This is a genomic window from Lentilactobacillus senioris DSM 24302 = JCM 17472, assembly GCF_001436555.1.
Lineage (GTDB): Bacteria > Bacillota > Bacilli > Lactobacillales > Lactobacillaceae > Lentilactobacillus > Lentilactobacillus senioris.
This window is the reverse complement of the sequence record NZ_AYZR01000007.1, coordinates 1-25459: the sequence shown is the minus strand read 5'-3', so window position 1 is coordinate 25459 and position 25459 is coordinate 1. Positions and strand designations below refer to the sequence as shown.

Below are 25459 nucleotides of genomic sequence, written 5' to 3'. Positions count from 1 at the left end.
AATTAATCCTTTTTTTCGTACTTAAATTTAAGAAAGGAGCGAATTAATTATGGAACGAATTAAGGAAGTGGTGGAGGAGTATCTGTACCATATTTTGTTTATTATGTTAGTAATAATTGGACTGTTGATTGGCGGGTTAATTATTACTAATAATCATCCTCGAAATGTTAGTGGATCGTTGCCCTCATCTTCGGTTACTAAAAGTGATTTAATGAAAACCAAACCGTCAGTTAAAAGCAGTTCTAGCACTCCGGCGGCCAAAGAAACGGAACAGTTATATGTAGATGTTAAAGGAGCGGTTAAGCGCCCAGGAGTTTATCAGGTAACTAAGAACATGCGAACTCAGGATGCGGTTAACTTAGCAGGAGGGTTTACTAAGTCAGCAGACAAAAAGCAAATTAATTTAGCTGGCAAATTAGCTGATCAACAGGTCATCTATGTTCCATTAAAGGGAGAAATACAAGGTAATGCTTTGAAACAAGGAATTACACCTCAAGAACCGCAGAATGCTAGTGAAAGCACGAATGTTAGTAGCGAGACTTCCAGCGACTCTTCTAGTTTCTCAGTTACTAATTCTAGTAGTGGAAAAATTAATCTGAATACAGCTGATAAGAATAAATTGCAGGAGCTAACTGGTATCGGAGAAAAGAAGGCTGAACAAATTATTGCCTACCGGGAATCTACCGGACAATTTAAGCAGATTGAAGACTTAAAGAATGTATCCGGATTTGGTGATAAAACGTTTGAAAATTTAAAGGATAGTATTTGTGTCTAAACAACTAGTCAGAAAAGCTCCCAAAATAAAAAGCAAATACGTTGCTAATACCATGTTTTTTCCGGGATTATTTTTATTAGCCATTAGCATGTTATTATTTGGCAACTGGAAACTAGGTTTGGTACTAGTCTCATTAACCCTTATTAGAATAATTTGCTTGCGAGATAGCAAAATGTGGGGACTCATTGCATTGGTAGCGATTGGGTATCTTGGAGCTGCGTTTTGTTTTAATCAACGTTTAATTGAGCAGAACCAAATGATAGGAGAATATAATGGTAAATTAGATATTTACCCAGATCATTATCAGATTAGGGGAGATTTATTAACTGGAAGGGCTCATATTAGCTTTCAATCACAAAATCAGACGGTGATGGTGGTAATCCCCATTGAAAGTCTGAAAGAGCAACAATGGCTGTTATCTCAATCTCATCCGGTTCAATTACAAGTTACTGGAGTTATTGAGCCCGTTAAGAAACCGACCAATTTTAATCAGTTTGATTCGCAATTTTTTTATCGGGTACAAAGCATTTCTAACCGCTTAATAGTGCAGCACGTTAATTATTTCCAAATAAAGGAAGCTTTAAGTATAGTTGATAAAATTCATGTTATTAGAACCCAATTTAATCATTACTGTCAAAAGCTACCAGCTCATTTGAAGGTTTATGCATTGGGTTTAATAAGTGGCTATCGAGAAACTGATTTTTATGAAATGACTCCGGGGGTAACCCAACTGGGATTATTACATCTGTTTAGTATTTCTGGAATGCACGTAACCTATTTATTGATGTTAGTTGAGTGGGGATTAAAATGGTTACCGGATAAGTTGCGATCAGTGTTAGAAGCCGTAATGTTAATTATTTATTTCATATTCGCTGGAGCAAGTGTGGGGCTGTTAAGAGCAGTATTGAGTGCGGAAATTAAGATTTTAGGTCGTTTATTTAACTGGCAGATAAGTATGCTAGACGTATGGAGTGTTACTTTGATAATTAACCTTATTATCTTTCCAGCGGCATGTTTTTTGCTTGCCTGTCAATTTAGCTATGCGTTATCTTTTGGGCTTATTATTTTGCATAATCGGGGAACCATTTCTAAATCATTTTGGTTGAGCATGCTTAGTTTGCCAATTATTTTAGAACATATTTTCGAGTGGCACTGTTTGTCGCTGTTAGTTAATATTTTAATTTTACCAATTTTTAGTATATTAATTATTCCGCTAGTCTTGCTAGGAGTTGTGCTGAACTGGGCTAATTTGCCAGGGGTGACATTAATTAATTTTATTATTCGTGAGTTTAATACTGGCTTAAATTTTATTAGTAGTTTGCCAGGAATGATTACGTTTGGAAAACCTGGTTTAATCACTTCTTTGATGTTGTTTTCTTTAACTGTTGCGATTATCATTAAGAAACGAACTAAATTGGAAATTCTATTGTTGCTTGTTTTTTACAGCACTAGTTTTATTCGTATTCACTATCCGATTAATGGAGAAGTGACAATGTTTGATGTGGGGCAGGGAGATAGCTTTTTAGTCCGTACCCCTCAGAATCAGTCTGTTAACATTATAGATACGGGCGGCAGGTTAACGTTTAATGTCTCTAAATGGCAACGAAAAACAGATAATTATCAGGCAGAACGCACCGTCATTAACTATTTGAAAAGCATAGGTGTTAAAACAGTAGATAACATTTGGATTAGTCATCAAGATGCTGATCATTGTGGAGATTTACCAGTTTATCTACAGAAATTAAGGGTAAACAATGTTATTGTACCTGCAGGAATGGAAGAGAATCCTCATTTTTTGCAGCGGTTAAAGTCAGGTAGTTTTAAGCAACTAATTCCGATCACCGACCAAACTAATAGCCAACCAGGTATTTTTGAATGCTTTCATCCCAATACTTTAGGAACGGGTAAAAATGAAGATTCGTTAGTTTTAGGGGGAACCTTTGGCCAGCAAAGATGGCTATTTACTGGAGATTTAGATCGAGACAATGAATTAAAAATGTTGAGAAAATATCCTGAGCTTAAAACGGACGTATTAAAAGTGGGACATCATGGCAGTAAAACTGCTAGTGATCCACGCTTTATTCAACAGTTAAGACCGCAAGTAGCTTGGATTTCTGCCGGTAAAAATAATCGATATAATCATCCTAATCAAGAAACTATAGAAACCTTAACTAAAAATAACGTTAAAATTATGAACACCCAACATGACGGGATGATTCAATATTCTTATCAGGCTAACCAACCTGGAATTATTAAACGAGATGCTAAACAAAGAAGGGAAGCCACGCATGGATTACTTAACTTTTAAACAACAATTTGACCTTAAAAATCCGGAAAAAGTTTATTTAATACAAGGAGACCAGGATTATTTAACAGATCAAATTAAGCAACAATTCATTCAGTTAATTCCAGAAGAAGAACAGGAAATGAATATTGGTATTTATGACATGGAAGAAGAAGCTGTTGGCAATGCCATTGGGGATGCTAAATCCATTCCGTTTTTTGGAGAGCGCCGGTTAGTGATTATTAAACGACCATTTTTTTTAACTGGAGCTAAAACAAAATCTAAGGTGGATCATAACTTAGATGATCTAATAGAATATTTAAAATACCCAGAGCCTAGTACGGTTTTGGTAATCTTTGCACCCTATGAAAAATTAGATGCTAGAAAAAAGGTTACTAAAGCAGTTAAAACTGCCGCTCAGGTAATCGATATTAATCAAAGTTCAGAGCAGCAGGTAAAACGCCTAGTTGCTGAAATTGTAACTGATAATGGTTACCAAATTGAACCATCGGTTGTTGAAACTATTGTTCAACGTACCAGTGCTAATTTAACTTTAATTATGAATGGTCTGGAAAAATTATTTTTATATTATCAGGATACTAAAGTAATTGAAGCAGACGTAGTGGCTGATTTAGTAGGACAATCTATGGAACAAAATGTTTTTGATCTAGTGCAATTAGTACTTGCTAAAAAGGTGACAAAAGCTATTGAGTTATATCATTCTCTATTAATTGAAGGTGAAGAGCCTTTAAGAATTAATGCGGTTTTAGTCCAACAATTTAGGTTATTATTGCAAGTAATGATTTTAAAAAAACACGGATATTCTCAAGGCAGCTTAGCAACCAGCCTAAAAGTTCATCCCTACAGGATTAAATTAGCACTACAAGTCGGAAATAAATTTAATTATCAGGATTTAAGACGGGGATACTTGGGATTAATTGACTTGGAGACCTCTTTAAAGTCAACTTCTCAAGATCCGCAATTCTTGTTTGAATTGTTTTTACTTAAATTTGCGGACGTTAAAGCGAGTGCATAAAAAAGAGCCACTGCTAAGAAATTTCTTAACAGTGGCTCTTTTAGAAAATAAAAAAACAGTCGTTAGTGCAGCTAACAACTGTTGGTTTAATTATTTAGCTAATTTAGTTAAACGTGACTTGTCACGAGCTGCTTTATTAGCTTTGATTAATCCTTTTGATTTAGCGTGATCAACGGCACTGATTGCTTTAGTGTAAAGTTCACTAGCATCGCTGGCACCAGCTGCTTGAGCTTTTTCAAACTTCTTAACAGCAGTACGCATAGTACTTAGTTGAGCTGCATTACGACGGTTAGCCTTTTCGTTGGTTTTAACACGTTCGATCGCTGATTTAATGATTGGCATATATTTCACCTCCGATACTTATGTATCTAAATACAAATTGAAATTCAACAAAGATTATTATACAGAACCTAGAGATTCAATGCAAGAAAAAACGGGAATCTAGCTGATTAGTTCTTGTCTTTTGATAATTTTTCGGCTATACTGGGTTTTGTGCTTCTAGCACAGACCATCACTTAGTTTGTCGGGATCACCATTGCCGCTTACTCAGTGACTGGAAATAATAAATAAGGTGGTACTATCATGGCTCTTACACAAGCAAAGAAAAATGAAATTATCAAGCAATACGCTCGTCACGAAGGTGACACTGGTTCTGCTGAAGTTCAAATCGCAGTTTTAACTGCTGATATCAACGAAATCAACGAACACATGCGTACTCACAAAAAAGATTTTCATTCACAACGTGGATTGATGAAGAAGATTGGTCACCGTCGTAACTTGTTGGCATACCTTCGTAAGGAAGATGTACAACGTTACCGTGAACTTATCAGAAGCTTAGGTCTTCGTCGTTAATATTAATTTTTCAAGGACTAACAATTGTTGGTCCTTTTTCTTTTGCCAAAAAATGATGGAAATATTTCGAACCGGAATTAAATTATGGTACACTGTAAGAAGCTGAAACGAACGGAAAAAAATAAAACCAAATTTTTGAGGTGGAACATGAAAAATGATATTAAACTAATTACTCTTGGCGGAGTCCGTGAAAACGGAATGAATATGTATGTTGCCGAGATTAATAACAATCTTTATATTTTAGATTGTGGGTTAAAGTACCCAGAAAATGAATTGCTAGGAATTGATGTAGTTATTCCTGACTTTACGTATTTAAAAGAACACGAAGACCAGATTGTAGGGGTCTTCTTAACTCATGGACATGCAGATGCGATTGGGGCATTGCCTTATTTCTTATCAGAGTTCAACGTGCCAGTATTTGGTTCTGAAATGACTATTGAATTAGCTAAGTTAAACGTTGAAGATAACCCTGAATCTGCTGGATTTGATGATTTTCACGTAATTAGTGATCAAAGCGAAATTGAGTTTGAAGATGTTAATGTTACTTTCTTCAAAACTACGCATTTAATTCCTGGTTCTATGGGGATTGCTCTGCATACTACTGATGGGGCAGTGGTTTACACTGGTGATTTCAAGTTTGATCAGACATCTTTACCTGCTTACCAAACTGATTATTCAGCTTTAACTAAGTTAGGCAGTGAAGGAGTATTGGTCTTATTAAGTGATTCTAGCAATGCTGAAAATCCTGCTCCTAGTGTAACTGAACAAACTATTGGTCAGTATATTTACGATACGTTTAACTATCATCATAGTAGAATTATCGTGGCTAGTGTTGCATCTAACATTATTAGAATGCAACAAGTTTTTGATGCTGCCGCTAAAACAGACAGAAGAGTTTATTTAGCCGGTCACGACTTAGAACGGGTAGTAAGAACCTCAATGCGGCTTAATGACTTAGTATTGCCAACTGAGGATCTATTGATTGATTCTAAAAAAGAATTAAAAGATATGGATCCCGATAAAGTAGTTATCATCCAAACTGGTAAAATGGGTGAACCGATTAAGGCTATCCAACGAATGGCTAATAAAGAGCAAAATGATATTAACATTGAGCCTAATGATTTAGTCTTTATTACGACTACTCCTTCTACTGCGATGGAGACTACTGTAGCAAAAACTAGGGATATGGTTTATAGAGCTGGTGCAGAAGTTCGAATGATTTCTGATGAAATGAACTCCTCTGGAGATGCTAGTCAAAATGATTTGCAATTGTTAATGAACTTATTAAAGCCTAAGTTCTTAATTCCAGTTCAAGGTGAATATCGTTTGCTGGACGCTCACTGTGCATTAGCTCGCCAAGTGGGGATGAAGTCAGATCAGATTTACTTACCTGCTAAGGGTGATGTAATTGCTATCAATCAGGATGATATGAACGTGGCTGACAGTGTCCCTGCATCTGATACCATGATTGATGGTATTGGGGTTGGCGATATTGGTAATATTGTACTGCGGGATCGTAAAGTCTTGTCAGAAGACGGAATTTTTGTAGCCGTAGTAACTATTGATCGGAAAAAGAAGAAAATCATCGCCAAGCCTAAGTTGACCTCACGGGGATTTGTTTATGTTAAGGCTAATAAAGACTTGATGCGCGAAGCTTCCGACATCATCGAAAAAACGGTGACTGATAATTTAACTAATAAAGAATTTGACTGGAGCAACTTAAAGCAAGATGTTCGTGAAAGTCTTAGTGATTACTTGTACGAACAAACTAAACGCCGACCAGTTATTTTGCCAGTGATTATGGAAGTTAATCAACACCATAAAAGAACTAACAAGAAAAAAGCGAAAAAAAGCACTAGTAAACCAGAAAATACTAAAAAACAAGAAAATTAAATGAGACGACCCTTCGGTACTTGAAGGGTCGTTTTATAACTGTGAGGATAAATTAATGAATAGTAAGTTACCAGAATGGTATTTTCAAGAGTTAGAGCAAATTCAATCCAATTTTGATGAACGGCAAGTAGATTTAGCATTACCTAGGGCTTTGAAACTATATGAACAATATCAAACTTTTGATGCTAATAAATTATTAGTTCACGCGCTATTATTGAATGGTGAAGACGATGTAGCCGTTAGTTACTTAACCGATTTTGAACACCAATATCAAGTTAATACGGCGTTAATTACGGATGTTTTAAATACTTTGTTAACCCATCATGCATTTGTATTGGGGTGGCAGTTAAATTATAAATTGGACCTACAAAAAGACGATATTATTGAGACTGCTGAACAGAGTTATCAATTGAGTAATGCTAAAAAAATTGCCGGATTAACTAGAAAAGTTAGTTCAGTAGGAACATTAGCATTAGAAGAGCAATCTGTTGTTTTAAAGCAAGCCAAATATCTGCCTCTCAGTAGTTATCGTGTTGCGGTTCAATTAGTTTTGCAAGATCCCGATGTATGGCAGCCGGTAAAAAGTGATGTTTTGCAAACCCTTAAGTTAGCTGGGGTGACCGGATCGATTATTGTGACTGGTAAATTTCAATCTACTGGAGCTGTTAAGCTAGCGACTATTCCTACAGACATTCAAGGCCCCGTATTTCAACAAATTAAGGAAGTTCTTTGGAAGAAGGTAGGTGCCATTGATCCGGTTCAGTGGCAAATAGCAGAAAAAGAATTATTTTTACAAAGTGCTTATTTATATCCTAATGCTGATCAAATTATCCAAGATCCGGATGTGTGGGCGGAATTATTAGTTCAAAAATTAAGAGGGGAACGCCCAGTGACTACTGATGAATCGGCCGAGAAACTTTTAAATGTGCAAGATCAGTTGGATCAAAAAATTCATGAAGACCTAGGATTTTAATAAATATTATTGGTAAAAATTAAATAATCTGTTTACAAACGATTTTACTTTGAATATAATGTTTAGGAGTTCTTCAATATCAGGCTTAATTTATTTGGTCTTTTGGAGAAGATGTAGTATAATTCTTAATAGAAATGCATCGAATAAATTTGGTGTAATTCTTGAAAACACAGGAGGTTTCATTAATGGCAAAAGAACATTATGAAAGAACAAAACCCCATGTAAACATTGGTACTATTGGCCATATTGATCATGGGAAAACTACTTTAACTGCTGCAATCACTAAAGTTTTAGCTTCAAAAGGTTTAGCTAAAGCTGAAGACTACGCTGATATCGATGCAGCCCCAGAAGAACGTGAACGTGGTATTACGATCAACACTGCCCACGTTGAATACGAAACTGAAAACCGTCACTACGCTCATATTGATGCCCCAGGACATGCTGATTACATCAAGAACATGATCACTGGTGCCGCTCAAATGGACGGTGCTATCTTGGTTGTTGCCGCAACTGATGGTCCTATGCCACAAACTCGTGAACATATCCTTCTTGCTCACCAAGTTGGTGTTGAATACATCGTTGTATTCTTGAACAAGACTGATTTAGTTGATGATGATGAATTGACTGACTTGGTTGAAATGGAAGTTCGTGAATTACTTTCAGAATACGATTACCCTGGAGATGATATTCCAGTTGTCCGTGGTTCAGCTCTTAAAGCCCTTGAAGGCGACGCAGAACAAGAACAAGTTATCCTTAACTTGATGGACATCGTTGACGAATACATCCCAACTCCAGAACGTGACGACAGCAAGCCATTCTTGATGCCTGTTGAAGATGTCTTCACTATCACTGGTCGTGGTACTGTTGCATCTGGTCGTATCGAACGTGGTGTTGTTAAGATTGGTGACGAAGTTGAAATCGTTGGTTTGACTGACGAAACAACTAAGACTACTGTTACTGGTTTGGAAATGTTCCGTAAGACTCTTGACGAAGGTCAAGCCGGCGATAACGTTGGTGTACTTCTTCGTGGTGTTGACCGTGACCAAGTTGTTCGTGGTCAAGTGCTTGCTGCACCTGGTTCAATCCAAACTCACAAGAACTTCTCTGGTCAAGTTTATATCTTGAGCAAAGAAGAAGGTGGCCGTCATACTCCATTCTTCTCAAACTACCGTCCACAATTCTACTTCCACACTACTGATGTTACTGGTGTGATTGAATTGCCAGAAGGCGTTGAAATGGTTATGCCTGGTGATAACGTTACATTCACTGTTGAATTAACTAAGCCAGTTGCCATCGAAAAAGGTACTAAGTTCACCATCCGTGAAGGTGGTCATACTGTTGGTGCCGGTGTTGTTGGTGAAGTTCTAGACTAATTTCTCAACACACAATAAAGAGTTACGGTTATGCCGTAACTCTTTTTTTATGCAAAAATACGATAAATATTTTACTTTTAGCTGTTGATACGTTAAACTAATACTGTTATGCAATCAAGAATTGTAAAAAATAATCTTTTCGTCTCGGAGGGAACAAAATGTCTGCAAAATGGGAAAAGAAAGGTACTAATGATGGAGAATTAACTTTCGAAATTAGTGCCGACAAGATCAGTGAAGGTTTAGACAAAGCCTTCAACCGTAACAAAAAAAATATTAGTGTACCTGGCTTCCGAAAAGGAAAAGTTTCACGCCAAGTATTTAACAAAATGTATGGTGAAGAATCATTGTACGAAGATGCACTTAACATCTTACTTCCAGAAGCTTACTCTGCAGCCGTAACTGAAGCTGCTATCGAACCAGTTGATCAACCACAAATTAACGTTGAATCAATGGAAAAGGGTAAAGACTGGGTTATCAAAGCTGTTGTTTCTGTTAAACCAGAAGTTAAGCTTGGTGAATACAAAGGCTTAAGTGTTCCAAAGCAAAATACTCGCGTTTACCAAAAAGACATTGAGGCTGAACTTGAAAAGCGTCGTGAACAACAAGCAGAATTAGTTCTTAAAGAAGATAAGGCTGCTGAAAATGGTGACACCGTAGTTATTGACTTCGATGGTTACGTAGATGACAAGCAATTTGATGGTGGTAAAGCTGATAATTACTCACTTGAATTAGGTTCTGGATCATTTATTCCTGGTTTTGAAGACCAATTAGTTGGTCACAAAGCTGGTGAAGATGTTGACGTTAAAGTTACTTTCCCAGAAAACTACCAAGCTGAAGAATTGGCTGGTAAGGATGCTATCTTTAAAGTTAAGATCCATGAAGTTAAAGCTAAGGAACTTCCTGAACTTGACGATGAATTTGCTAAGGATGTCGACGAAGATGTAGATACCCTTGACGAATTAAAAGACAAGATTAAAGAGCAACTTAAGGAAGACAAGAAGGCTGCTGCTCACGATGCTATCGAAGATGCTGCCCTTTCAGAAGCCGTTGATAACGCCGAAGTTAAGGATATTCCACAAGCTATGATGGATGAAGACATCCAACGTCAAATGGATCAATACTTAGCTGGTATGCAACAACAAGGTATCAACGCTCAAATGTACTTCCAATTGACTGGAACTACTGAAGACGACCTTAAGAAGCAATTTGCTGATGGTGCTGAAAACCGCGTTAAGACTAACCTTGTTTTGGAAGCTATCGTTGCTGCTGAAAAGATTGAACCTTCAGAAGAAGATGTTGCTGCTGAAGTTAAAGATCTTGCTCAACAATACGGTATGGAAGAAACTGCTGTTCGTAACGCTTTAACTGATGACATGTTGAAGCATGATATTGCTATCAAGAAGGCAGTTGATATGATCGTTGATTCTGCTAAACAAGATAGTAAAGCTAAAGACGATTCAGAAGATAAGTAATTAACCTCGAAGATCCGTTTTTATAACGGATCTTTTTTCGATAAGGGCTAATATTTGCTTTTTAAAGTAAACGTGGTAAAGTACCTCCTAGTTGAGGATTGAAATTTATTTAATTTGAATTGATTAAAGGAGGAAAACAATTGTTTGACGATAACGAATCAAGTGGCACGATCACTTGCTCCTTCTGTGGTAAAACCCAAGACCAAGTTCAAAAAATTGTAGCTGGCCCTGGTGTTTATATTTGTAATGAATGTATAGATCTTTGTAAGGAAATTATTGACGAAGAATTAGTTACTGAAAGCAAGAATATTAGTGATGCACCATTAAATGTTCCTACTCCAGCTGAAATTTTACAGGAGCTAGATCAATTTGTAATTGGTCAAAATGATGCTAAGCGAACTCTCTCAGTGGCTGTATATAATCACTATAAGAGAGTTAATGAACTAGCTAAGCATAGTGATGACGATGATGAATTGGAATTACAAAAGAGTAACATCGCTTTAATTGGACCTACTGGTTCAGGGAAAACTTATTTAGCCCAAACCTTAGCGAAAATTTTGAACGTTCCGTTTGCGATTGCAGATGCAACCACCTTAACCGAAGCTGGTTATGTGGGTGAAGACGTTGAAAATATTCTTCTCAAACTCTTGCAAAGTGCTGATTATGATGTTGAACGAGCTCAAAAAGGGATTGTTTATATCGATGAAATCGATAAAATTGCCAAAAAATCAGAAAACGTGTCAATTACTCGAGACGTTTCTGGTGAAGGAGTTCAACAGGCCTTGCTTAAGATTTTAGAAGGTACGATTGCAAGTGTGCCACCTCAGGGTGGTCGAAAGCACCCACAACAAGAGCTAATTCAAATTGACACTACTAACATTTTATTCATCGTTGGTGGGGCGTTTGATGGAATTGAAAGTATCGTTAAAGGGCGCTTGGGTGATAAGACGATTGGTTTTGGAACTAATTCTGATGCCGCTCCTGACTTGGATGATGATAGTATCATGCAAGCGGTAGTGCCAGAAGACCTTTTGAAGTTTGGGTTAATTCCGGAATTCATTGGCCGATTACCAATTTTGACTGCACTTAACAAATTAACTCAAGCTGACTTAGTTCGAATTTTGACTCAACCTAAGAATGCGTTGGTTAAACAATATACTAAGCTCTTAGAGTTAGACGGAGTACAATTAGAATTTACCGATGATGCTTTGGATGAAATGGCTCAATTAGCTATCTCTAGAAAAACTGGGGCTCGTGGGTTACGTTCCATTATCGAAGACGTAATGCGTGATATTATGTTTGATTTACCTAGTCGTGATGACGTTGAAAAGGTAATTATTAATGGAGCTACGGTTACTGAACAAATTGAACCCAAATTAATTTTAAAAGCGTCATAGCCCAATCATAAGAAGAGAAGAAGCCGAATATTAAATTCAGGCCTCTTCTTTTTTTATGGAACTATGTGTTATAGTGTTTTAGGATCTTGAAATCAGAAAGGGTGGCAGTAATGGACGTCCATAATGTCGAATTAACAATTAGTGCGGTAGCACCGAAACAATACCCGAGTGGTAACTTACCAGAAATTGCTTTGGTTGGTCGTTCCAACGTAGGCAAGTCATCATTGACCAATACCTTAATCAACCGGCGTAGTTTTGCTAGAACGTCCAGTCAACCTGGAAAAACTCAGACGCTGAACTTTTACCAAATTGAACAGCAATTATACTTCGTTGACGTTCCAGGATATGGGTATGCCAAAGTATCTAAAGTGGAACGGGAAAAGTGGGGGCAAATGATTGAAACCTACCTAACTAGTAGGGATCAATTAAAAGGAGTTATTACCCTAGTGGATGGTAGACATGCTCCTACGGAAGACGATATTGCCATGCACGAGTGGTTAAACTACTACAATATTGATACGTTAGTGGTAGCCACTAAAATGGATAAAATTGCTAAGAGCAAGTGGAATAAGCAGGAAAAAATTATTCGACAATCTTTAGAAATGAGTGGAACAGAACCGTTAGTCCTCTTTTCTGCCGTATCTAAAACCGGAAAAGATGCTGTATGGGACTGGATTGAAGAAAGGACGAAGTAATTTGGATTTAAATGAATATCAAAAAGCAGCTAACCGAACCTTATTAGGAAAGGAACAGGTATTGACTAACTGTGCTTTAGGGCTAAGTGGTGAGGCAGGAGAAGTTGCTGATCTAGTTAGAAAATACACTTTTCAAGGATCTGATCTAGATAAAGATCAACTGGTCAAGGAGCTCGGCGACGTTTTATGGTATTTGTCTCAAGTTGCTCAATGGGCTGATATTCCTTTAGAAGACGTTGCTCAAGATAATATTGAACGGTTAACGGCTCGTTATCCAACTAAATAAGTCGCTAAAAAGCCCCCTAGTAAAATTACTAGGGGGCTTAACTTATCTGGATTATTTCTTGCGACCAAAAAGAGAATGTTTTTTGGTTTTATCTTTTTTAGGAGCTTTTTTATCTTCGTCTCGTTTTAAGAAACGGTCTCGTTGATTATCTTCAGTTTCCATTTCGGCAAACTTCCCGAAGGAAGCACTGAGGTCATCTTTTCGTTTTACGGTTAATCCCACTTTTGCCATCTCCTTACTTTTAATTAATTCTAGCAAAAAAATTTTTGCTTGTCATCTCTTGATGACCAATGATACCAAATTAAAACATTGTCATATTTAATTAATAAATGACAATGTTTGAAACCAAATATTATTCAGAGTATAATTTAGCAAGCGTTTTGTAGGGAGGACTATTTATTGGCATCTGAATATTTAGAGCATAAGTTAAGTTTATTGCCTGATTTGCCCGGCATTTACTTAATGAAAGATATCAATGGGCAAATTATTTACGTAGGAAAAGCCAAAAATTTAAAAAATCGAGTGCGGTCTTATTTTAAGAGTAGCCATGAAGGCAAGACAGCAAAATTAGTTGCTACAATTGCTGATTTTGAGACGATTATTACCTCTACAGATAAGGAAGCCTTTTTATTAGAAATTACAATGATTCAAAAACACCGTCCTTATTTCAATATTCGTTTGAAGCAAGGTAATGGTGGTTATCCCTATATCAAAATTACTAATGAACGAGATCCTCAAATTAAAATTGTTAATACAATTAGTAAGGATGGAGCTTACTACTTCGGTCCTTATCCTAACGTTTATGCAGCCGATGAAACGGTTAACTTTTTACAAAAAGTGTATCCACTAAGACGGTGTAATGGATATCAGGGACGACCATGTTTGTACTATCATATGGGACAATGTCTAGGGGCTTGTTTTAGAGAAGTACCAGAAGAGGAGTACGCAAAACAAATCCAACACATTAAATCATTTTTAAACGGTAATGTGGGAAGAGCTAAAAAGATGCTCACTAATCGTATGCAAGAAGCTGCTCAACAGATGGAGTATGAACGAGCTGCCGAAATTAGAGACCAAATCAAATATATCGAGATGACGGTGGAAAAACAAAAGATTATTTCCACCGATAACACTCCCCGTGATATTTTTAATTACTATGTTGACAAGGGATGGTTATCTATTCAGATCTTCTTTATTCGACAAGCTAGATTAATTAAACGGGAAAAACGGTTATTTCCGATTATTAATGATCCTGAAGAAGAAATGGTAAGCTTTATTGCTCAATTCTATCAACAGAAGAATCAAATTTTACCTAAAGAAATTTTAGTACCGAAAACTTTACCAACGGATTTAGTTAGTCAGTTGGTAGAAAACACGCCGGTTAGGACACCAGTAAGGGGCGAAAAGCGTGATTTGCTGGAAATGGCACAAAAAAACGCCCAGTTAGTGTTAGAAGAAAAGTTCAGATTACTAGAATTAGATGAACGTAAAACTACGGGAGCGATGAAAGAGTTAACCGATGCGATGGGAATTGCCCCGGGAAGTAAAATTGAAGCATTTGATCATTCTCACATTCAAGGAGCTGATCTAGTTTCAGCCATGGTGGTTTTTATAGACGGTCAGCCTAACAAAAACTTGTACAGAAAATATAAGCTTAAAACGGTAGACCATGCAGATGAAGCTGCTAGTACTAAAGAAGTAATTCGCCGCAGATATACACGGCTATTAAAGGAACACGCGGAAATGCCGGATTTAATTCTAATGGATGGTGGCGAAATTCAAATGAACGCCGCTAAAGATGTATTAGAAAACGAATTAGGACTGCATATTCCGGTAGCGGGAATGGTCAAAAATGATCATCACCAAACAGCGGATTTATTGTTCGGTCACGGTGATGAACATTTGTATTTAGATCCTAAGAGTCAGGGATTTTATTTACTCCAACGTATCCAAGATGAAGTACACCGATTTGCAATTAGTTTTCATCGGAAAGTTCATTCTAAGAATTCATTGAGCTCTCGCTTAGATAATATTAAAGGGGTAGGTCCTAAAACCCGGAATAAACTGTTACGACAATTTGGTTCCGTGAAAAAAATCTCACAAGCGTCACTTCAGGACCTAAGAGAGCTAGGAATTTCAGAAACAGTGGCTCAAACTATTAAGCTTTCTTTAAGTAAGGTTGATTCTGAAACAAAATAGGATATCTCTTTGACCGATCAGAATTTCATCGGTATACTCAAATACGAAGCACGTAAGTACAAATTATGAAAGCAAATGGTGATAAAGCATGTTTGTAGATCAAGTAAAAATTCAAGTAAAAGCCGGAACCGGCGGAAATGGAATGGTAGCTTTTCGTCGTGAAAAGTACGTTCCTAATGGTGGTCCAGCTGGTGGCGATGGTGGCCGAGGTGGTAACATCATTTTTAAAGTAGACTCAGGAATGAGCACTTTGATGGATTTTCGTTACCACCGAAAATTTAAAGCCGATAATGGTGGCAATGGTGGTAATAAGCAAATGACTGGCCGAGGGGCTGAGGATACCATTATTCCAGTTCCAGAAGGAACCAGTATTTATGATCAAGAAACTGGAGTGTTGTTAGCAGATTTAGTGGATGTAGACCAAGAAGTGGTTATTGCTCACGGTGGTCGAGGCGGTCGAGGTAATATTCACTTTGCTAGTCCTAATAATCCAGCTCCGGAAATTGCTGAAAATGGCGAACCAGGTGAAGAACGGGCCTTGCAGCTAGAATTAAAGGTTTTAGCTGATGTGGGGTTAGTTGGTTTTCCATCTGCAGGTAAGTCTACGTTATTAGCTACTTTGACCAGTGCTAAGCCTAAGGTGGCAGGGTATCACTTTACTACTTTAGTTCCTAATTTAGGGATGGTTAGATTAGATGATGGCCGAGACTTTGTAATGGCTGATTTACCTGGTTTGATTGAAGGAGCTTCTGAGGGGGTTGGTTTGGGAATTCAATTCCTACGTCACGTTGAACGTACTCGAGTTATCTTGCACGTCGTGGATGTTTCTGGAGAAGAAGGTCGCAACCCTTATGAAGACTACGTAACAATCAACGAAGAATTAAGAAAGTATGATCCTAGTTTGTTAGAGCGGCCCCAAATTGTGGTGGCATCTAAGATGGATATGCCAGATTCAGCAGCTAACTTGGAGCAATTTAAGTTAGATCTCGCAAAAGAATTAGGGGATAAGCAACCAGTAGTAATTCCTATTTCAGCAATTACCCATACTGGTTTGGATGAATTGGTTAATAAGACGGCTGATATGTTAGCAACTGCTAAACAACAAGCACTAGAAGTTGCTGATGAACCAGATACCCATAAAGATTATGAGTTTGCAGAAACTGCTGAAGAACCATTTACTATCTCTTACGATGATGAGTACGAGACTTGGGTACTATCTGGAAGTCAGATCGAAAAATTATTTAAGATGACAGATACTACTCATGATCAAAGTATGCTTAGATTTGCTCGTCAATTGAAGGGCATGGGTGTTGATCAAGCGTTGCGTGAAGCCGGAGCCAAAGATGGGGATACCGTAACTATTTTAGACTTTACTTTTAGTTACGTGGAATAACAAACATAAGGGGATTTATCATGGAGAACGAGAATTCGCGTGTTGACCTGCATGCTAATGGTGTAAAAGCTAAGAAAGCAAGGTATATTACGGGAATTGATGGTATTAGAACTTTGGCAGTTTTGGGGGTCATTTTCTATCATTTATTACCATTTTCAATTCCAGGTGGTTTTGCTGGGGTATCAATCTTCTTTGTTATTTCTGGGTATTTAATTACCGCTTCCTTGTTAAATGAAAATCAGCGTAATGGCAGAATCAATTTTGGGCAATTTAGTTTAAGGCGAATTAAACGATTGTACCCAACGTTAGTGGCAATGTTAGTTGCCACTGGGGCTTACATAACAATGTTTGCTCATCAATTTTTAGTGAATTTACGGGTAACAATTGGTAGTAATCTGGTTTATTTATATAATTGGTGGGAAATTAGTCACGGTCAAAATTACTTTGATCGGTTTAATGGTGAATCGCCATTTACCCATCTCTGGTCATTATCAATTGAAGGTCAATTTTATATTATTTGGCCGTTAATACTGATTGCAATGTTAGCGTGGGGTGCTAAGAGTAAACATTTTGGTTGGTTATTAACGGGACTTACAGTTATCTCAGTTTTATTAATGGCATTTCTATATGATCCTAGTAATATTAATCGGGCTTACTACGGGACTGATACTCGAGCCTTTTCTATTACTATTGGGGCCTGGCTAGCATTTTATTGGCCACAAGCTAAATTAGCTGAAAATATTCCTAATTCTGATCGTACGATTTTGGATGTGACGGGGATTATTTCTTTTCTAGTTTTGGTTGGTTCATTCTTCGTCTTAAATGGTCAAAAAGCGTTTGCCTACCGGGGAGGATTACTGATTGTCTCGTTGGCTGCTGCTCTTTTGCTGTCTGTCTGTGTGCATCCCAGTAGTCATGTTAACCGGTGGCTGACCAATCCCGTCTTTAGTTGGGTAGGACAGCGTAGTTACGGAATTTATCTATATCAATTTCCGGTAATGATCTTTTACGAAGCTGCAGTTAAGCAAATTGCTGCTCATCCGGTAATCAATATGGTGATTGAAATTACACTGATTTTATTACTTAGTGAATTATCATATCGATTTATTGAGCAACCATTTAGAAAAATTACCTGGCAACAATTTACCGGTTGGTTTAATCCTAATGATGCCAAGCAGCGAATGCACTTTGCTTTGGCATCTGCGGCGGTAGTATTTACCTTGATTTGTTCATATGGAATGATCACTGCACCTAAGGCAGATGAGGCTAAGCCAGATCATTTACAACAAAACATTAAAAATAATGAGGCGGCTACTGAAGCTAAGAATAAGGAACTAGCCAAAAATCAGGCAGCTACCGGTAAAAAATTGAAGCATAACAATAGTTATGTGGTGAGTGGTCCAGTTAAGTGGAATAAAAAGAACCTTAAAATTGCCAAGAAGTATCATTTGAAGAAAAAAGTCTTAATGACCGTGCAAAATATTAAGATGACGGCAGTGGGGGATTCGGTTTTAGCTGATAGTAGCAAGGATCTCCAAACTGTCTTTCAACAGACATATGTTGCCGCTAAAGTAGGGATGCAGCCAGAGGCAGCTTATGATATCTTGGCCACTTTAAAGGCTAAGGACCAATTAGCACCTACAGTGTTGATTAATATTGGAACTAACGGACCAATCACTACCGATCAAGTTCAACGTTACATGAAGTTGGTAGGCAAGAATCGGCAGGTCTTTTGGATGACCGCTCATGTCCCAACTCGTTCATGGGAGGGTCAGGTTAACCAAACTTTGGCAACCGCTAGTCGTAAATATTCGAATTTACATTTAGTCGATTGGCATCAAGCTAGTTTGAATAAATCTAGTTGGTTCTGGGAAGACGATGTTCATCCTAATCCGCTGGGAAATAAGAAATTTGTTAAAGTAGTAGCTGATACCATGTACCAAAAGCGTTAATTAAAAAACGTGTCAGAAGTCGTAAGGACTTTTGACACGTTTTTTTAATTGGGAATAATAGCATTAGGAATTCTTCTAAAGCCGTACATTGGTTGAGGGTTAGCATTGGTTAATTGAAAGTAGATTTGAGTGTTTGCTGGTAATGATTCACACGTAATCCAAAAATCAGATAAAGTAATGGGGGTATGAGTCTGTTCTGATTGGCTCAGGATTATTTGATTATTACTTATAGCGATCTTAGTGATAGGAGTGTAATGATAGCCACTAGGAAATAAAAATAAAGTTGATCCGGCTATACCCACCGTGGCTCTTTTAAATTCGTCAATTGTCATAAAACGCCTCCTGCTTATTTAAGCTAAACTATGCTACAATTGATAAGTAACTTTTGGTTTACGAAATTAAAAATAGTTAGGAACTAATTAAAATGCAGATTGAATTTTTAGGTACTGGAGCCGGATCTCCCGGCAAATTTCGCAATGTATCGAGTTTAGCTTTACGGCTACTTGATGAACGAAATTCAGTTTGGTTATTTGACGTTGGTGAAGGGACTCAACACCAAATCTTAAGATCGACAATTCGCCCCCGAAAAATAGAGAAAATTTTTATTACTCATTTACATGGCGATCATATTTATGGCCTTCCCGGACTTTTAAGTAGCCGCTCATTTCAAGGTGGCAATGAACCGCTAGATATTTACGGTCCTAAAGGGATTAAAGATTTTGTATCCGTTAGTATGCGGGTGAGTGAAACTCGATTAGCTTATAAAATTAGATTCCATGAATTTGGCCCTGAAGAGGACGGTTTAATTTTTGAAGATAAGACCTTTAGTGTTTATGTTAAGCCGTTAGACCATCGAATCTCTAGTTTTGGCTACCGGGTGGTAGAACACGATCATCCAGGAGAACTTCAGGTAGAAAAATTAAAGGAAATGCAGATTCCTTCGGGACCAGTTTATGGACAAATTAAAGCTGGTAAGACCGTTACCTTAGATGACGGGCGGGTAATTAACGGAGCTGAGTTTATTGGCCCCGCTCAAAAAGGTAGAACGGTAGCTATCTTAGGGGATACGAGACAGACTGATAATGCAATTACATTGGCTCAAGGAGCTGATGCGGTGGTTCACGAAAGTACTTTTGCTAAGGGTGAAAACAAGTTAGCTAGAAATTATTATCATAGTACTAATATTCAAGCGGCTCAAATGGCTAAAAAAGCTCACGCCGGGAGATTATTATTAAATCATATTTCCGCACGTTACAATGGATATCTAGCAAAAGAACTGGAAAAACAAGCCCGAGAAGTTTTCCCTCACACACATGTGGTGAAAGATTTAGAAGTAATTGATATTCCATTTAAAAAAGAATAAAAACTAACCGGTTAATGTTATTTTAGCACCGTTAGGACTTTCCAAAATATCAATTAAGGATTTACAGTGGACTATAATCATCGAAGCTTAAGCACTTTAAAGAGGATTAATAAATGTTAGATGCAACTTATAATTGGCAGACTGCGATTGAAACCATTTCAACAGAGGCAGAGCAGTGGGCTCAACAATTTAATATTAGCAAATTAGTAGCTGAAATTTTAATTCGGCAAGGATATGATGATGAAGAACAAATCAAACGGTTCTTAAATCCGGATGCTACTTCATTTTATGATCCCATGTTGATTAACGATATGGCTAAAGCAGTAGAACGAATTCAGACTGCCATTATGAATGATCAGGTGATTACGGTCTATGGTGATTACGACGCTGATGGAATTACTAGTACCAGTATTGTTTACGAAACTTTAGCTTCCATCGGAGCTAATGTAAATTTCTACATTCCTAACCGGTTTGATGAAGGGTACGGTCCCAATGAAGAAGCTTTTCAAAAGTTAATTAACGCGGGGACCCAGCTATTTATTACCGTAGATAACGGTATTGCAGGTAATCTGGCTATTCAGTTGGCTCAGGATCAAGGAGTGGACGTAGTAGTAACGGATCACCATGAAATTCCGGAAGTGGTGCCAAATGCTTATGCTCTGGTTCACCCACGATTGGGGAATGACTATCCATTTGGACAATTATCTGGAGCTGGAGTAGCTTTTAAATTAGTTTGGGCGTTAACGGAAGAATTTCCGGCGGAGATGATTGAGCTGGCAGCAATCGGTACGGTTGCCGATGTAGTGTCGTTGACTGATGAGAATAGAGCGATTGTTAGTGGGGGATTGCAGTCCTTAGCACAAACACCGAGACCAGGAATTATTGCTTTAGCTAAACGAGCCGGAGTTGATTTAGAAAAAATCAATGAAGAAGATATTGGCTTTGCACTGGCTCCTAGATTAAATTCATTAGGCCGAATGGGGGATGCTAATCCTGGGGTTAATTTGTTAACCACCATGGATGAGGAGATAGCTAAAGAGTTAGCTAAGAAAACTGAATCAGCTAACACTGATCGAAAATCTTTAGTAGACAAAGTTACTAAAGCAGCTGTAGAACTAGTTGATAACCAAGCTGAATCGTTGCCTGATGTATTAGTGGTAGCCGGTAGTGGTTGGCATCAAGGTGTTTTGGGAATTGCTGCTAGTAGATTAGTAGATCGTTACCAACGACCAGCGGTAGTATTAAGTATTGATGATCAGACCGGTCTTGCCAAAGGTTCTGGTAGAAGTATTGAACAGTTCGATTTATTTAAAGGTATTGATCCAGTTAGAGAAAAACTAGTAGCATTTGGTGGCCACCATTCTGCCGTGGGATTAACGGTTTCCACCGACCAAATTGATATGTTAAAAGAACAGTTACAAATGGCTGCAAAAGAGCAACAGGTGGACCTGAACGCTAAGCCAAGTTTAACCGTTACTACTAAAATAGATGTGGATGACCTAACACCTGATTTTTATCGCAATTTGCAAGTGTTAGCACCCTTTGGAGAAGACAATCCCAAGCCTATTTTTGAATTAAAATATCGTAATGTACAATCTATCCAATTGATTGGTAAAGATAAAGACCACTTAAAGTGTAGTATTACCGGTAGTAGACACCAAATATCCGCACTGGATTTTGGAACTGGTGATATTAGTAATCAATTAACTAATAAATCGGTTAAGACCAGAATTGTTGGCCAAGTTTCTACTAATACCTGGCGGGGAAAGACTAATTTACAGTTTATGATCTCTGATATTAGCCAAGAGCGTTTACCGTTTGTAGATCTTAGAACCAATCAATTACATGAATCAATGTTTCAAAAAAGTGGAGTATATGTTTTTTTCCATCAACACTTATTGAATCAATTACAAGGACACTTAAATGCTGACTCGGTAGGGGTAATGTTTGATCAAATTGATCAAATCACGGATGATTCCAACTATTATTTGGTTGATTGTCCGGATACTTCTAACGATCTATTGGAGGTATTACAGCATAGTAAACCCCAGCAAACCACCTTTTATTTATACAAAAAGAACTTAGTTTCAAATTTAGGGATGCCAGATCGACAACAGTATGCTAAACTATTTAAGTTCGTTAAAACTCATTCTAATATTCAATTGGACTCACAAAGTGAGCAATTGGCAAAGTACTTGAATTTACCTGTTACTACGTTAATTTTTATGATTCAAGTATTTTGGGAACTGGGTTTTATTAGTATCAACGACAAAGTAGTTAATGTTAATCCCAATTATTCTACTCAGAGGTTGGAGACAGCCCCGAGTTACCAGCTAAGACTAAAACAAATTCAAACTGAACATGAGCTATTAGAACCAGATACTCTGGGACTGGTAGACTTTGTTAAGCAAAATCTAGCTGGCTAGTGAAAGGAAGAAAAATTATGTCTTTAGATTTATCTCAATACATTGCATCTTATCCTGACTACCCAGAACCTGGCGTATTATTCCGGGATATTTCACCGTTACTAGAAGATGGTGCTGCATATGCTCAAGCTACTGATGAAATTGCTGACTTTGCTCGTGAACGTAACGTGGATATGGTGGTAGGTCCTGAAGCCCGTGGCTTCATTGTTGGCTGTCCAGTAGCTTATAAATTGGGAACTGGCTTTTCACCAGCTAGAAAAGAAGGCAAATTACCAGGCGAAACCCAAACGGTTACTTATGATTTAGAATATGGAACTTCCTCACTAAGTCTTCGCAAAAATGCTGTTAAGCCTGGCCAACGGGTCTTAGTTACTGATGATCTTTTGGCTACTGGTGGTACTATTGAAGCAACTATTGAACTAGTTGAAAAACTAGGGGGTGTAGTTGCGGGATGTGCCTTCATTATTGAACTTAATGAACTTAACGGCAGTGACAAACTTAAGGATTATGACGTTTTGAGTTTATTAAAATATTAAAAGATAAGCACTCTATTATTTTAACTGTAGGTTAATTTAGTAGGGTGCTTTTATTGTTTAAGGATTCCTAGGTTAACAATCAACTTTTGTTTTACATTTGATGATTTATTGCTATAATAGTATAGGTATCATTTGGAGAGTTGGCAGAGTGGTAATGCACCGGACTCGAAATCCGGCGAACCGGCTAATACCGGCGCGCAGGTTCAATTCCTGTACTCTCCTTAATTAAAAAAGCACACAAACTAATGGTTTGTGTGCTTTTTTATAAACATTATGGTCCTTAAAAGATTATGGTACGATAGTATAAAAAGTAAGTGACTCCCAGTCAACTTATATTAATTACTTAAGAAAGAAGCTAAGCTATTGGAAAATACAATTCAATTAATGCAAAATCACTCTTCTGTTAGAAGTTTTAAGAATGAAGCTTTACCTACTGAGGTAAAGAATCAATTATTAATCGCAGCCCTTGCGGGGTCTTCTTCGCATTTTATTCAAGCGACATCTATTATTGAAGTTACTGATAAAAAAATTAAGGATGAACTGGCAGAACTATCTAATAGCGCTTCATACATTAAAACTACGGGAGCTTGCTTTGTATTTGTAGCAGACCTTTATCGGGAAACCCAAATTTTAACGGCTAATAATCAATCGTTAGCATCGGTAGAAAACATGGAGGCTTTAATTTCTGGGATAGTGGACACAACTATTGCTGGTGAGAATATGGCGGTGGCAGCCGAGTCATTAGAATTAGGAATTTGTTTTATCGGTGGTATCCGTAATGACTTACGGCGGGTTAGTGAACTACTTAATCTACCCAAATTTACCGTTCCAGTGTTTGGAATGACGGTAGGGATTCCTACGCAGCATAATGGTGTTAAACCCAGATTGCCAAAAGCTAATACAGTATTTCAAAATCAATATAATCCAAGCACTGCGACTAACCTTCAAAATTATAATGAAGTTACCGCCAATTATTATGCTAAAAGAAATACCAATCAACAAGATACTAATTGGACACAGAAAATGCAGGACTTTTTTGCAGAGCCTAGACGTCAAGATGTTGCAGATTTTGTCCGTCAGCAAGGATTCAGACCTTAAAATATAAATAAAATCCCCCTCAGCCAGTATATGACTAAGGGGGATTCATTGGTTAAGCTTCTTTAGAAGTGGACATCTTTCCTTTAATAAGACCAATTACTGCTGGAATCAAAGAAATTACAATAATTCCTAACACTACTAGGGAGAAGTGTTCTTTTACAAATGGAATATTTCCAAAGAAGTACCCAGCACCGGTACAGATTAGAACCCAAGTTACACAGGCACTAACATTGTATTTGACGAATTTACTATATGAAAAATTGCTGGTAGCAGCTACGAATGGGACAAACGTTCTAATAATCGGCATAAAACGAGCTAAGAAAATCGCCATCGCTCCATACTTGTCAAAAAAGCCTCTGGCCTTGTTGAGATCGGATTGCTTGATGAATTTACCGAATAGTTGGTGAGTGGTAAGGACGTTACCCACTTTTTTACCAAAGAAGAAGTTCAATGAATCTCCTCCAATAGAAGCAATTAAGAAGATAGCAATGAAAATCCAAATGTTTAAATGGTATGTCGGATTAGCCGCTAAAGCCGCCGCTGCGAATAACAACGAATCTCCCGGCAAGAAGGGGAAGATGACCGCACCGGTTTCAATAAAGATAATTGCGAACAGTATAAGGTATGTCCATCCCCCAAAAGTGTTAACAATGTTTACTAAATGTGAATCAATATGCAGGACAAAATCAATAAGAGTTCCCAAGGTAAAATTTCCTTTCTCCAATAATTAATAATATGATACCTTATAACATAGAATGACAAAACGATTTTTAAGAAAAATTAGGTTATGTTAATTTAAATTAAGGAAGCGATACTTTGGATTATAAAATTGGGATGCAAGTAACTGGTAAAGTAATTGGAATCCAAAAATACGGAATTTTTGTGGGATTAGAAGGTACTCAACAAGCACTAGCCCACATATCTGAATGCAGTGAAAGCTATATTGAAGATATTAATGAAACTTTTCAGGCAGGAGATAAAGTGGAAGGCACCATAATTGATATAGATGAATATACCCACAATATTAGTTTATCACTTCGTCCTGTAAATACTCGGTTAAACGTTCAGCGGTGTAAAAAGCAGTTAGATGAAGTTAGAAAACACGAAAATAAGCGTTTTTGGACTAATCATAAACGAAATATTGGCTTTAAAACGCTGTTAGATCAACAAAAAAGACTGATGAAGGAAATCTAAATGAAATTTAGTTAAAATAATGCTTGACCGAAGTTAATGATCTTGATAGAATATATTCTGTTGTCAAATGTTGAACTGCTTCAGGAATACAGCGAAATATCATTTGATTTAATAAAAAATGTTATTAAAAAAAGCTTGCATTTAAGTTTAATATCTGATATACTTAAATAGTTGTCATGAGCTGATATGAAGCGCTTACGACAAGTGGTAGACCTTTGAAAACTGAACAAAATATTCGATGAAAACAAATGTGCTGGGCGTC

The 25459-nt window shown here is 37.3% G+C and carries 23 protein-coding genes and 1 tRNA gene; 20 read left to right on the top strand and 4 right to left on the bottom strand.

Annotation, left to right across the window (positions count from 1 at the left end):
• Positions 1-49 precede the first annotated feature (49 nt).
• From FC56_RS02775 to holA, 3 genes are read left to right on the top strand one after another with little or no spacing between them, the layout of a single operon-like run.
• Complete coding sequence (locus FC56_RS02775; protein WP_054670888.1) at positions 50-775, top strand: helix-hairpin-helix domain-containing protein; 726 nt, start codon at positions 50-52, stop codon at positions 773-775.
• Positions 768-3083 carry a DNA internalization-related competence protein ComEC/Rec2 gene (locus FC56_RS02770; RefSeq protein WP_056977967.1) on the top strand — a complete coding sequence of 772 codons (2316 nt, stop codon included), beginning with the start codon at positions 768-770 and terminating at the stop codon, positions 3081-3083. The genes FC56_RS02775 and FC56_RS02770 overlap by 8 nt, the downstream gene beginning before the upstream one ends.
• Entirely contained in the window at positions 3064-4095 is a 1032-nt protein-coding gene (gene holA / locus FC56_RS02765; RefSeq protein ID WP_054670878.1) for a DNA polymerase III subunit delta, read from the top strand. Before FC56_RS02770 ends, holA begins: the two co-directional genes overlap by 20 nt.
• A 90-nt stretch (positions 4096-4185) precedes the next feature.
• Here the strand turns inward: holA and rpsT are convergent, their stop codons facing one another.
• Entirely contained in the window at positions 4186-4437 is a 252-nt protein-coding gene (rpsT, locus tag FC56_RS02760) for a 30S ribosomal protein S20 (protein ID WP_054670874.1), read from the bottom strand.
• Positions 4438-4677: 240 nt separating this feature from the next.
• On the opposite strand from rpsT, the gene rpsO reads away from it, so the two are divergent.
• The 8 genes from rpsO to FC56_RS02720 all read left to right on the top strand — a co-directional run bounded on the left by rpsO (position 4678) and on the right by FC56_RS02720 (position 13036).
• Positions 4678-4947, top strand: coding sequence for a 30S ribosomal protein S15 (rpsO, locus tag FC56_RS02755; protein WP_054670871.1), 270 nt, complete (start codon positions 4678-4680; stop codon positions 4945-4947).
• Positions 4948-5094: 147 nt separating this feature from the next.
• Positions 5095-6840: a ribonuclease J gene (locus FC56_RS02750; protein WP_056977965.1), complete on the top strand. Its 1746-nt coding sequence runs from the start codon at positions 5095-5097 to the stop codon at positions 6838-6840.
• 55 nt (positions 6841-6895) lie between these two features.
• Positions 6896-7813: a hypothetical protein gene (locus tag FC56_RS02745; protein ID WP_056977963.1), complete on the top strand. Its 918-nt coding sequence runs from the start codon at positions 6896-6898 to the stop codon at positions 7811-7813.
• A 185-nt stretch (positions 7814-7998) separates the two neighbouring features.
• Positions 7999-9186 (top strand): elongation factor Tu, encoded by a 1188-nt coding sequence (gene tuf, locus FC56_RS02740; RefSeq protein WP_056977961.1) that lies wholly within the window; start codon positions 7999-8001, stop codon positions 9184-9186.
• 158 nt (positions 9187-9344) lie between these two features.
• Complete coding sequence (tig, locus tag FC56_RS02735) at positions 9345-10658, top strand: trigger factor (RefSeq protein WP_056977959.1); 1314 nt, start codon at positions 9345-9347, stop codon at positions 10656-10658.
• A 140-nt stretch (positions 10659-10798) separates the two neighbouring features.
• Entirely contained in the window at positions 10799-12055 is a 1257-nt protein-coding gene (gene clpX / locus FC56_RS02730) for an ATP-dependent Clp protease ATP-binding subunit ClpX (RefSeq protein WP_056977957.1), read from the top strand.
• Positions 12056-12165: 110 nt separating this feature from the next.
• On the top strand, positions 12166-12750 hold the full coding sequence (yihA, locus tag FC56_RS02725) for a ribosome biogenesis GTP-binding protein YihA/YsxC (protein ID WP_054670856.1): 585 nt from the start codon (positions 12166-12168) through the stop codon (positions 12748-12750).
• Between the two features lies 1 nt (position 12751).
• Positions 12752-13036, top strand: a complete 285-nt coding sequence (locus FC56_RS02720; RefSeq protein ID WP_054670853.1) for a nucleoside triphosphate pyrophosphohydrolase family protein — start codon at positions 12752-12754, stop codon at positions 13034-13036.
• 51 nt (positions 13037-13087) lie between these two features.
• On the opposite strand, the gene FC56_RS08195 is transcribed toward FC56_RS02720, so the two are convergent.
• The gene (locus FC56_RS08195) at positions 13088-13258 is read right to left on the bottom strand and encodes a hypothetical protein (protein ID WP_164477428.1); all 171 of its coding nucleotides are present in this window, start codon (positions 13256-13258) and stop codon (positions 13088-13090) included.
• Positions 13259-13435: 177 nt separating this feature from the next.
• On the opposite strand from FC56_RS08195, the gene uvrC reads away from it, so the two are divergent.
• From uvrC to FC56_RS02705, 3 genes are all read left to right on the top strand, one after another.
• Complete coding sequence (gene uvrC, locus FC56_RS02715) at positions 13436-15235, top strand: excinuclease ABC subunit UvrC (RefSeq protein WP_056977955.1); 1800 nt, start codon at positions 13436-13438, stop codon at positions 15233-15235.
• An 88-nt stretch (positions 15236-15323) separates the two neighbouring features.
• Complete coding sequence (gene obgE / locus FC56_RS02710) at positions 15324-16628, top strand: GTPase ObgE (protein ID WP_056977953.1); 1305 nt, start codon at positions 15324-15326, stop codon at positions 16626-16628.
• Positions 16629-16648: 20 nt separating this feature from the next.
• On the top strand, positions 16649-18580 hold the full coding sequence (locus FC56_RS02705; RefSeq protein ID WP_056977951.1) for an acyltransferase family protein: 1932 nt from the start codon (positions 16649-16651) through the stop codon (positions 18578-18580).
• Between the two features lie 44 nt (positions 18581-18624).
• On the opposite strand, the gene FC56_RS02700 is transcribed toward FC56_RS02705, so the two are convergent.
• Entirely contained in the window at positions 18625-18912 is a 288-nt protein-coding gene (locus FC56_RS02700; protein ID WP_056977949.1) for a hypothetical protein, read from the bottom strand.
• Positions 18913-19004: 92 nt separating this feature from the next.
• Here FC56_RS02700 and rnz point away from each other — a divergent pair, with 92 nt between their 5' ends.
• From rnz to FC56_RS02675, 5 genes are all read left to right on the top strand, one after another.
• The gene (gene rnz / locus FC56_RS02695) at positions 19005-19943 is read left to right on the top strand and encodes a ribonuclease Z (protein WP_056977948.1); all 939 of its coding nucleotides are present in this window, start codon (positions 19005-19007) and stop codon (positions 19941-19943) included.
• Positions 19944-20056: 113 nt separating this feature from the next.
• Positions 20057-22369, top strand: a complete 2313-nt coding sequence (gene recJ / locus FC56_RS02690) for a single-stranded-DNA-specific exonuclease RecJ (RefSeq protein WP_056977946.1) — start codon at positions 20057-20059, stop codon at positions 22367-22369.
• 17 nt (positions 22370-22386) lie between these two features.
• Positions 22387-22905 carry an adenine phosphoribosyltransferase gene (locus FC56_RS02685; protein ID WP_056977944.1) on the top strand — a complete coding sequence of 173 codons (519 nt, stop codon included), beginning with the start codon at positions 22387-22389 and terminating at the stop codon, positions 22903-22905.
• 134 nt (positions 22906-23039) lie between these two features.
• Positions 23040-23127: transfer RNA gene (locus tag FC56_RS02680), tRNA-Ser, on the top strand.
• Positions 23128-23268: 141 nt separating this feature from the next.
• Positions 23269-24003 (top strand): NADPH-dependent oxidoreductase, encoded by a 735-nt coding sequence (locus FC56_RS02675; protein WP_054670845.1) that lies wholly within the window; start codon positions 23269-23271, stop codon positions 24001-24003.
• A 52-nt stretch (positions 24004-24055) separates the two neighbouring features.
• On the opposite strand, the gene FC56_RS02670 is transcribed toward FC56_RS02675, so the two are convergent.
• The gene (locus FC56_RS02670) at positions 24056-24706 is read right to left on the bottom strand and encodes a VTT domain-containing protein (protein ID WP_056977942.1); all 651 of its coding nucleotides are present in this window, start codon (positions 24704-24706) and stop codon (positions 24056-24058) included.
• Between the two features lie 113 nt (positions 24707-24819).
• On the opposite strand from FC56_RS02670, the gene FC56_RS02665 reads away from it, so the two are divergent.
• Complete coding sequence (locus FC56_RS02665; protein WP_054670837.1) at positions 24820-25197, top strand: S1 RNA-binding domain-containing protein; 378 nt, start codon at positions 24820-24822, stop codon at positions 25195-25197.
• Positions 25198-25459: the final 262 nt, after the last annotated feature.

What these genes read in the sequence shown, in the direction of transcription:
- FC56_RS02775 (WP_054670888.1), top strand. Translation starts at nt 50, where the DNA reads ATGGAACGAATTAAGGAAGTGGTGGAGGAGTATCTGTACCATATTTTG.
- holA (WP_054670878.1), top strand. Translation starts at nt 3,064, where the DNA reads ATGGATTACTTAACTTTTAAACAACAATTTGACCTTAAAAATCCGGAA.
- rpsT (WP_054670874.1), bottom strand. Translation starts at nt 4,437, where the DNA reads ATGCCAATCATTAAATCAGCGATCGAACGTGTTAAAACCAACGAAAAG.
- rpsO (WP_054670871.1), top strand. Translation starts at nt 4,678, where the DNA reads ATGGCTCTTACACAAGCAAAGAAAAATGAAATTATCAAGCAATACGCT.
- FC56_RS02750 (WP_056977965.1), top strand. Translation starts at nt 5,095, where the DNA reads ATGAAAAATGATATTAAACTAATTACTCTTGGCGGAGTCCGTGAAAAC.
- FC56_RS02745 (WP_056977963.1), top strand. Translation starts at nt 6,896, where the DNA reads ATGAATAGTAAGTTACCAGAATGGTATTTTCAAGAGTTAGAGCAAATT.
- tuf (WP_056977961.1), top strand. Translation starts at nt 7,999, where the DNA reads ATGGCAAAAGAACATTATGAAAGAACAAAACCCCATGTAAACATTGGT.
- tig (WP_056977959.1), top strand. Translation starts at nt 9,345, where the DNA reads ATGTCTGCAAAATGGGAAAAGAAAGGTACTAATGATGGAGAATTAACT.
- yihA (WP_054670856.1), top strand. Translation starts at nt 12,166, where the DNA reads ATGGACGTCCATAATGTCGAATTAACAATTAGTGCGGTAGCACCGAAA.
- obgE (WP_056977953.1), top strand. Translation starts at nt 15,324, where the DNA reads ATGTTTGTAGATCAAGTAAAAATTCAAGTAAAAGCCGGAACCGGCGGA.
- FC56_RS02705 (WP_056977951.1), top strand. Translation starts at nt 16,649, where the DNA reads ATGGAGAACGAGAATTCGCGTGTTGACCTGCATGCTAATGGTGTAAAA.
- FC56_RS02700 (WP_056977949.1), bottom strand. Translation starts at nt 18,912, where the DNA reads ATGACAATTGACGAATTTAAAAGAGCCACGGTGGGTATAGCCGGATCA.
- rnz (WP_056977948.1), top strand. Translation starts at nt 19,005, where the DNA reads ATGCAGATTGAATTTTTAGGTACTGGAGCCGGATCTCCCGGCAAATTT.
- recJ (WP_056977946.1), top strand. Translation starts at nt 20,057, where the DNA reads ATGTTAGATGCAACTTATAATTGGCAGACTGCGATTGAAACCATTTCA.
- FC56_RS02685 (WP_056977944.1), top strand. Translation starts at nt 22,387, where the DNA reads ATGTCTTTAGATTTATCTCAATACATTGCATCTTATCCTGACTACCCA.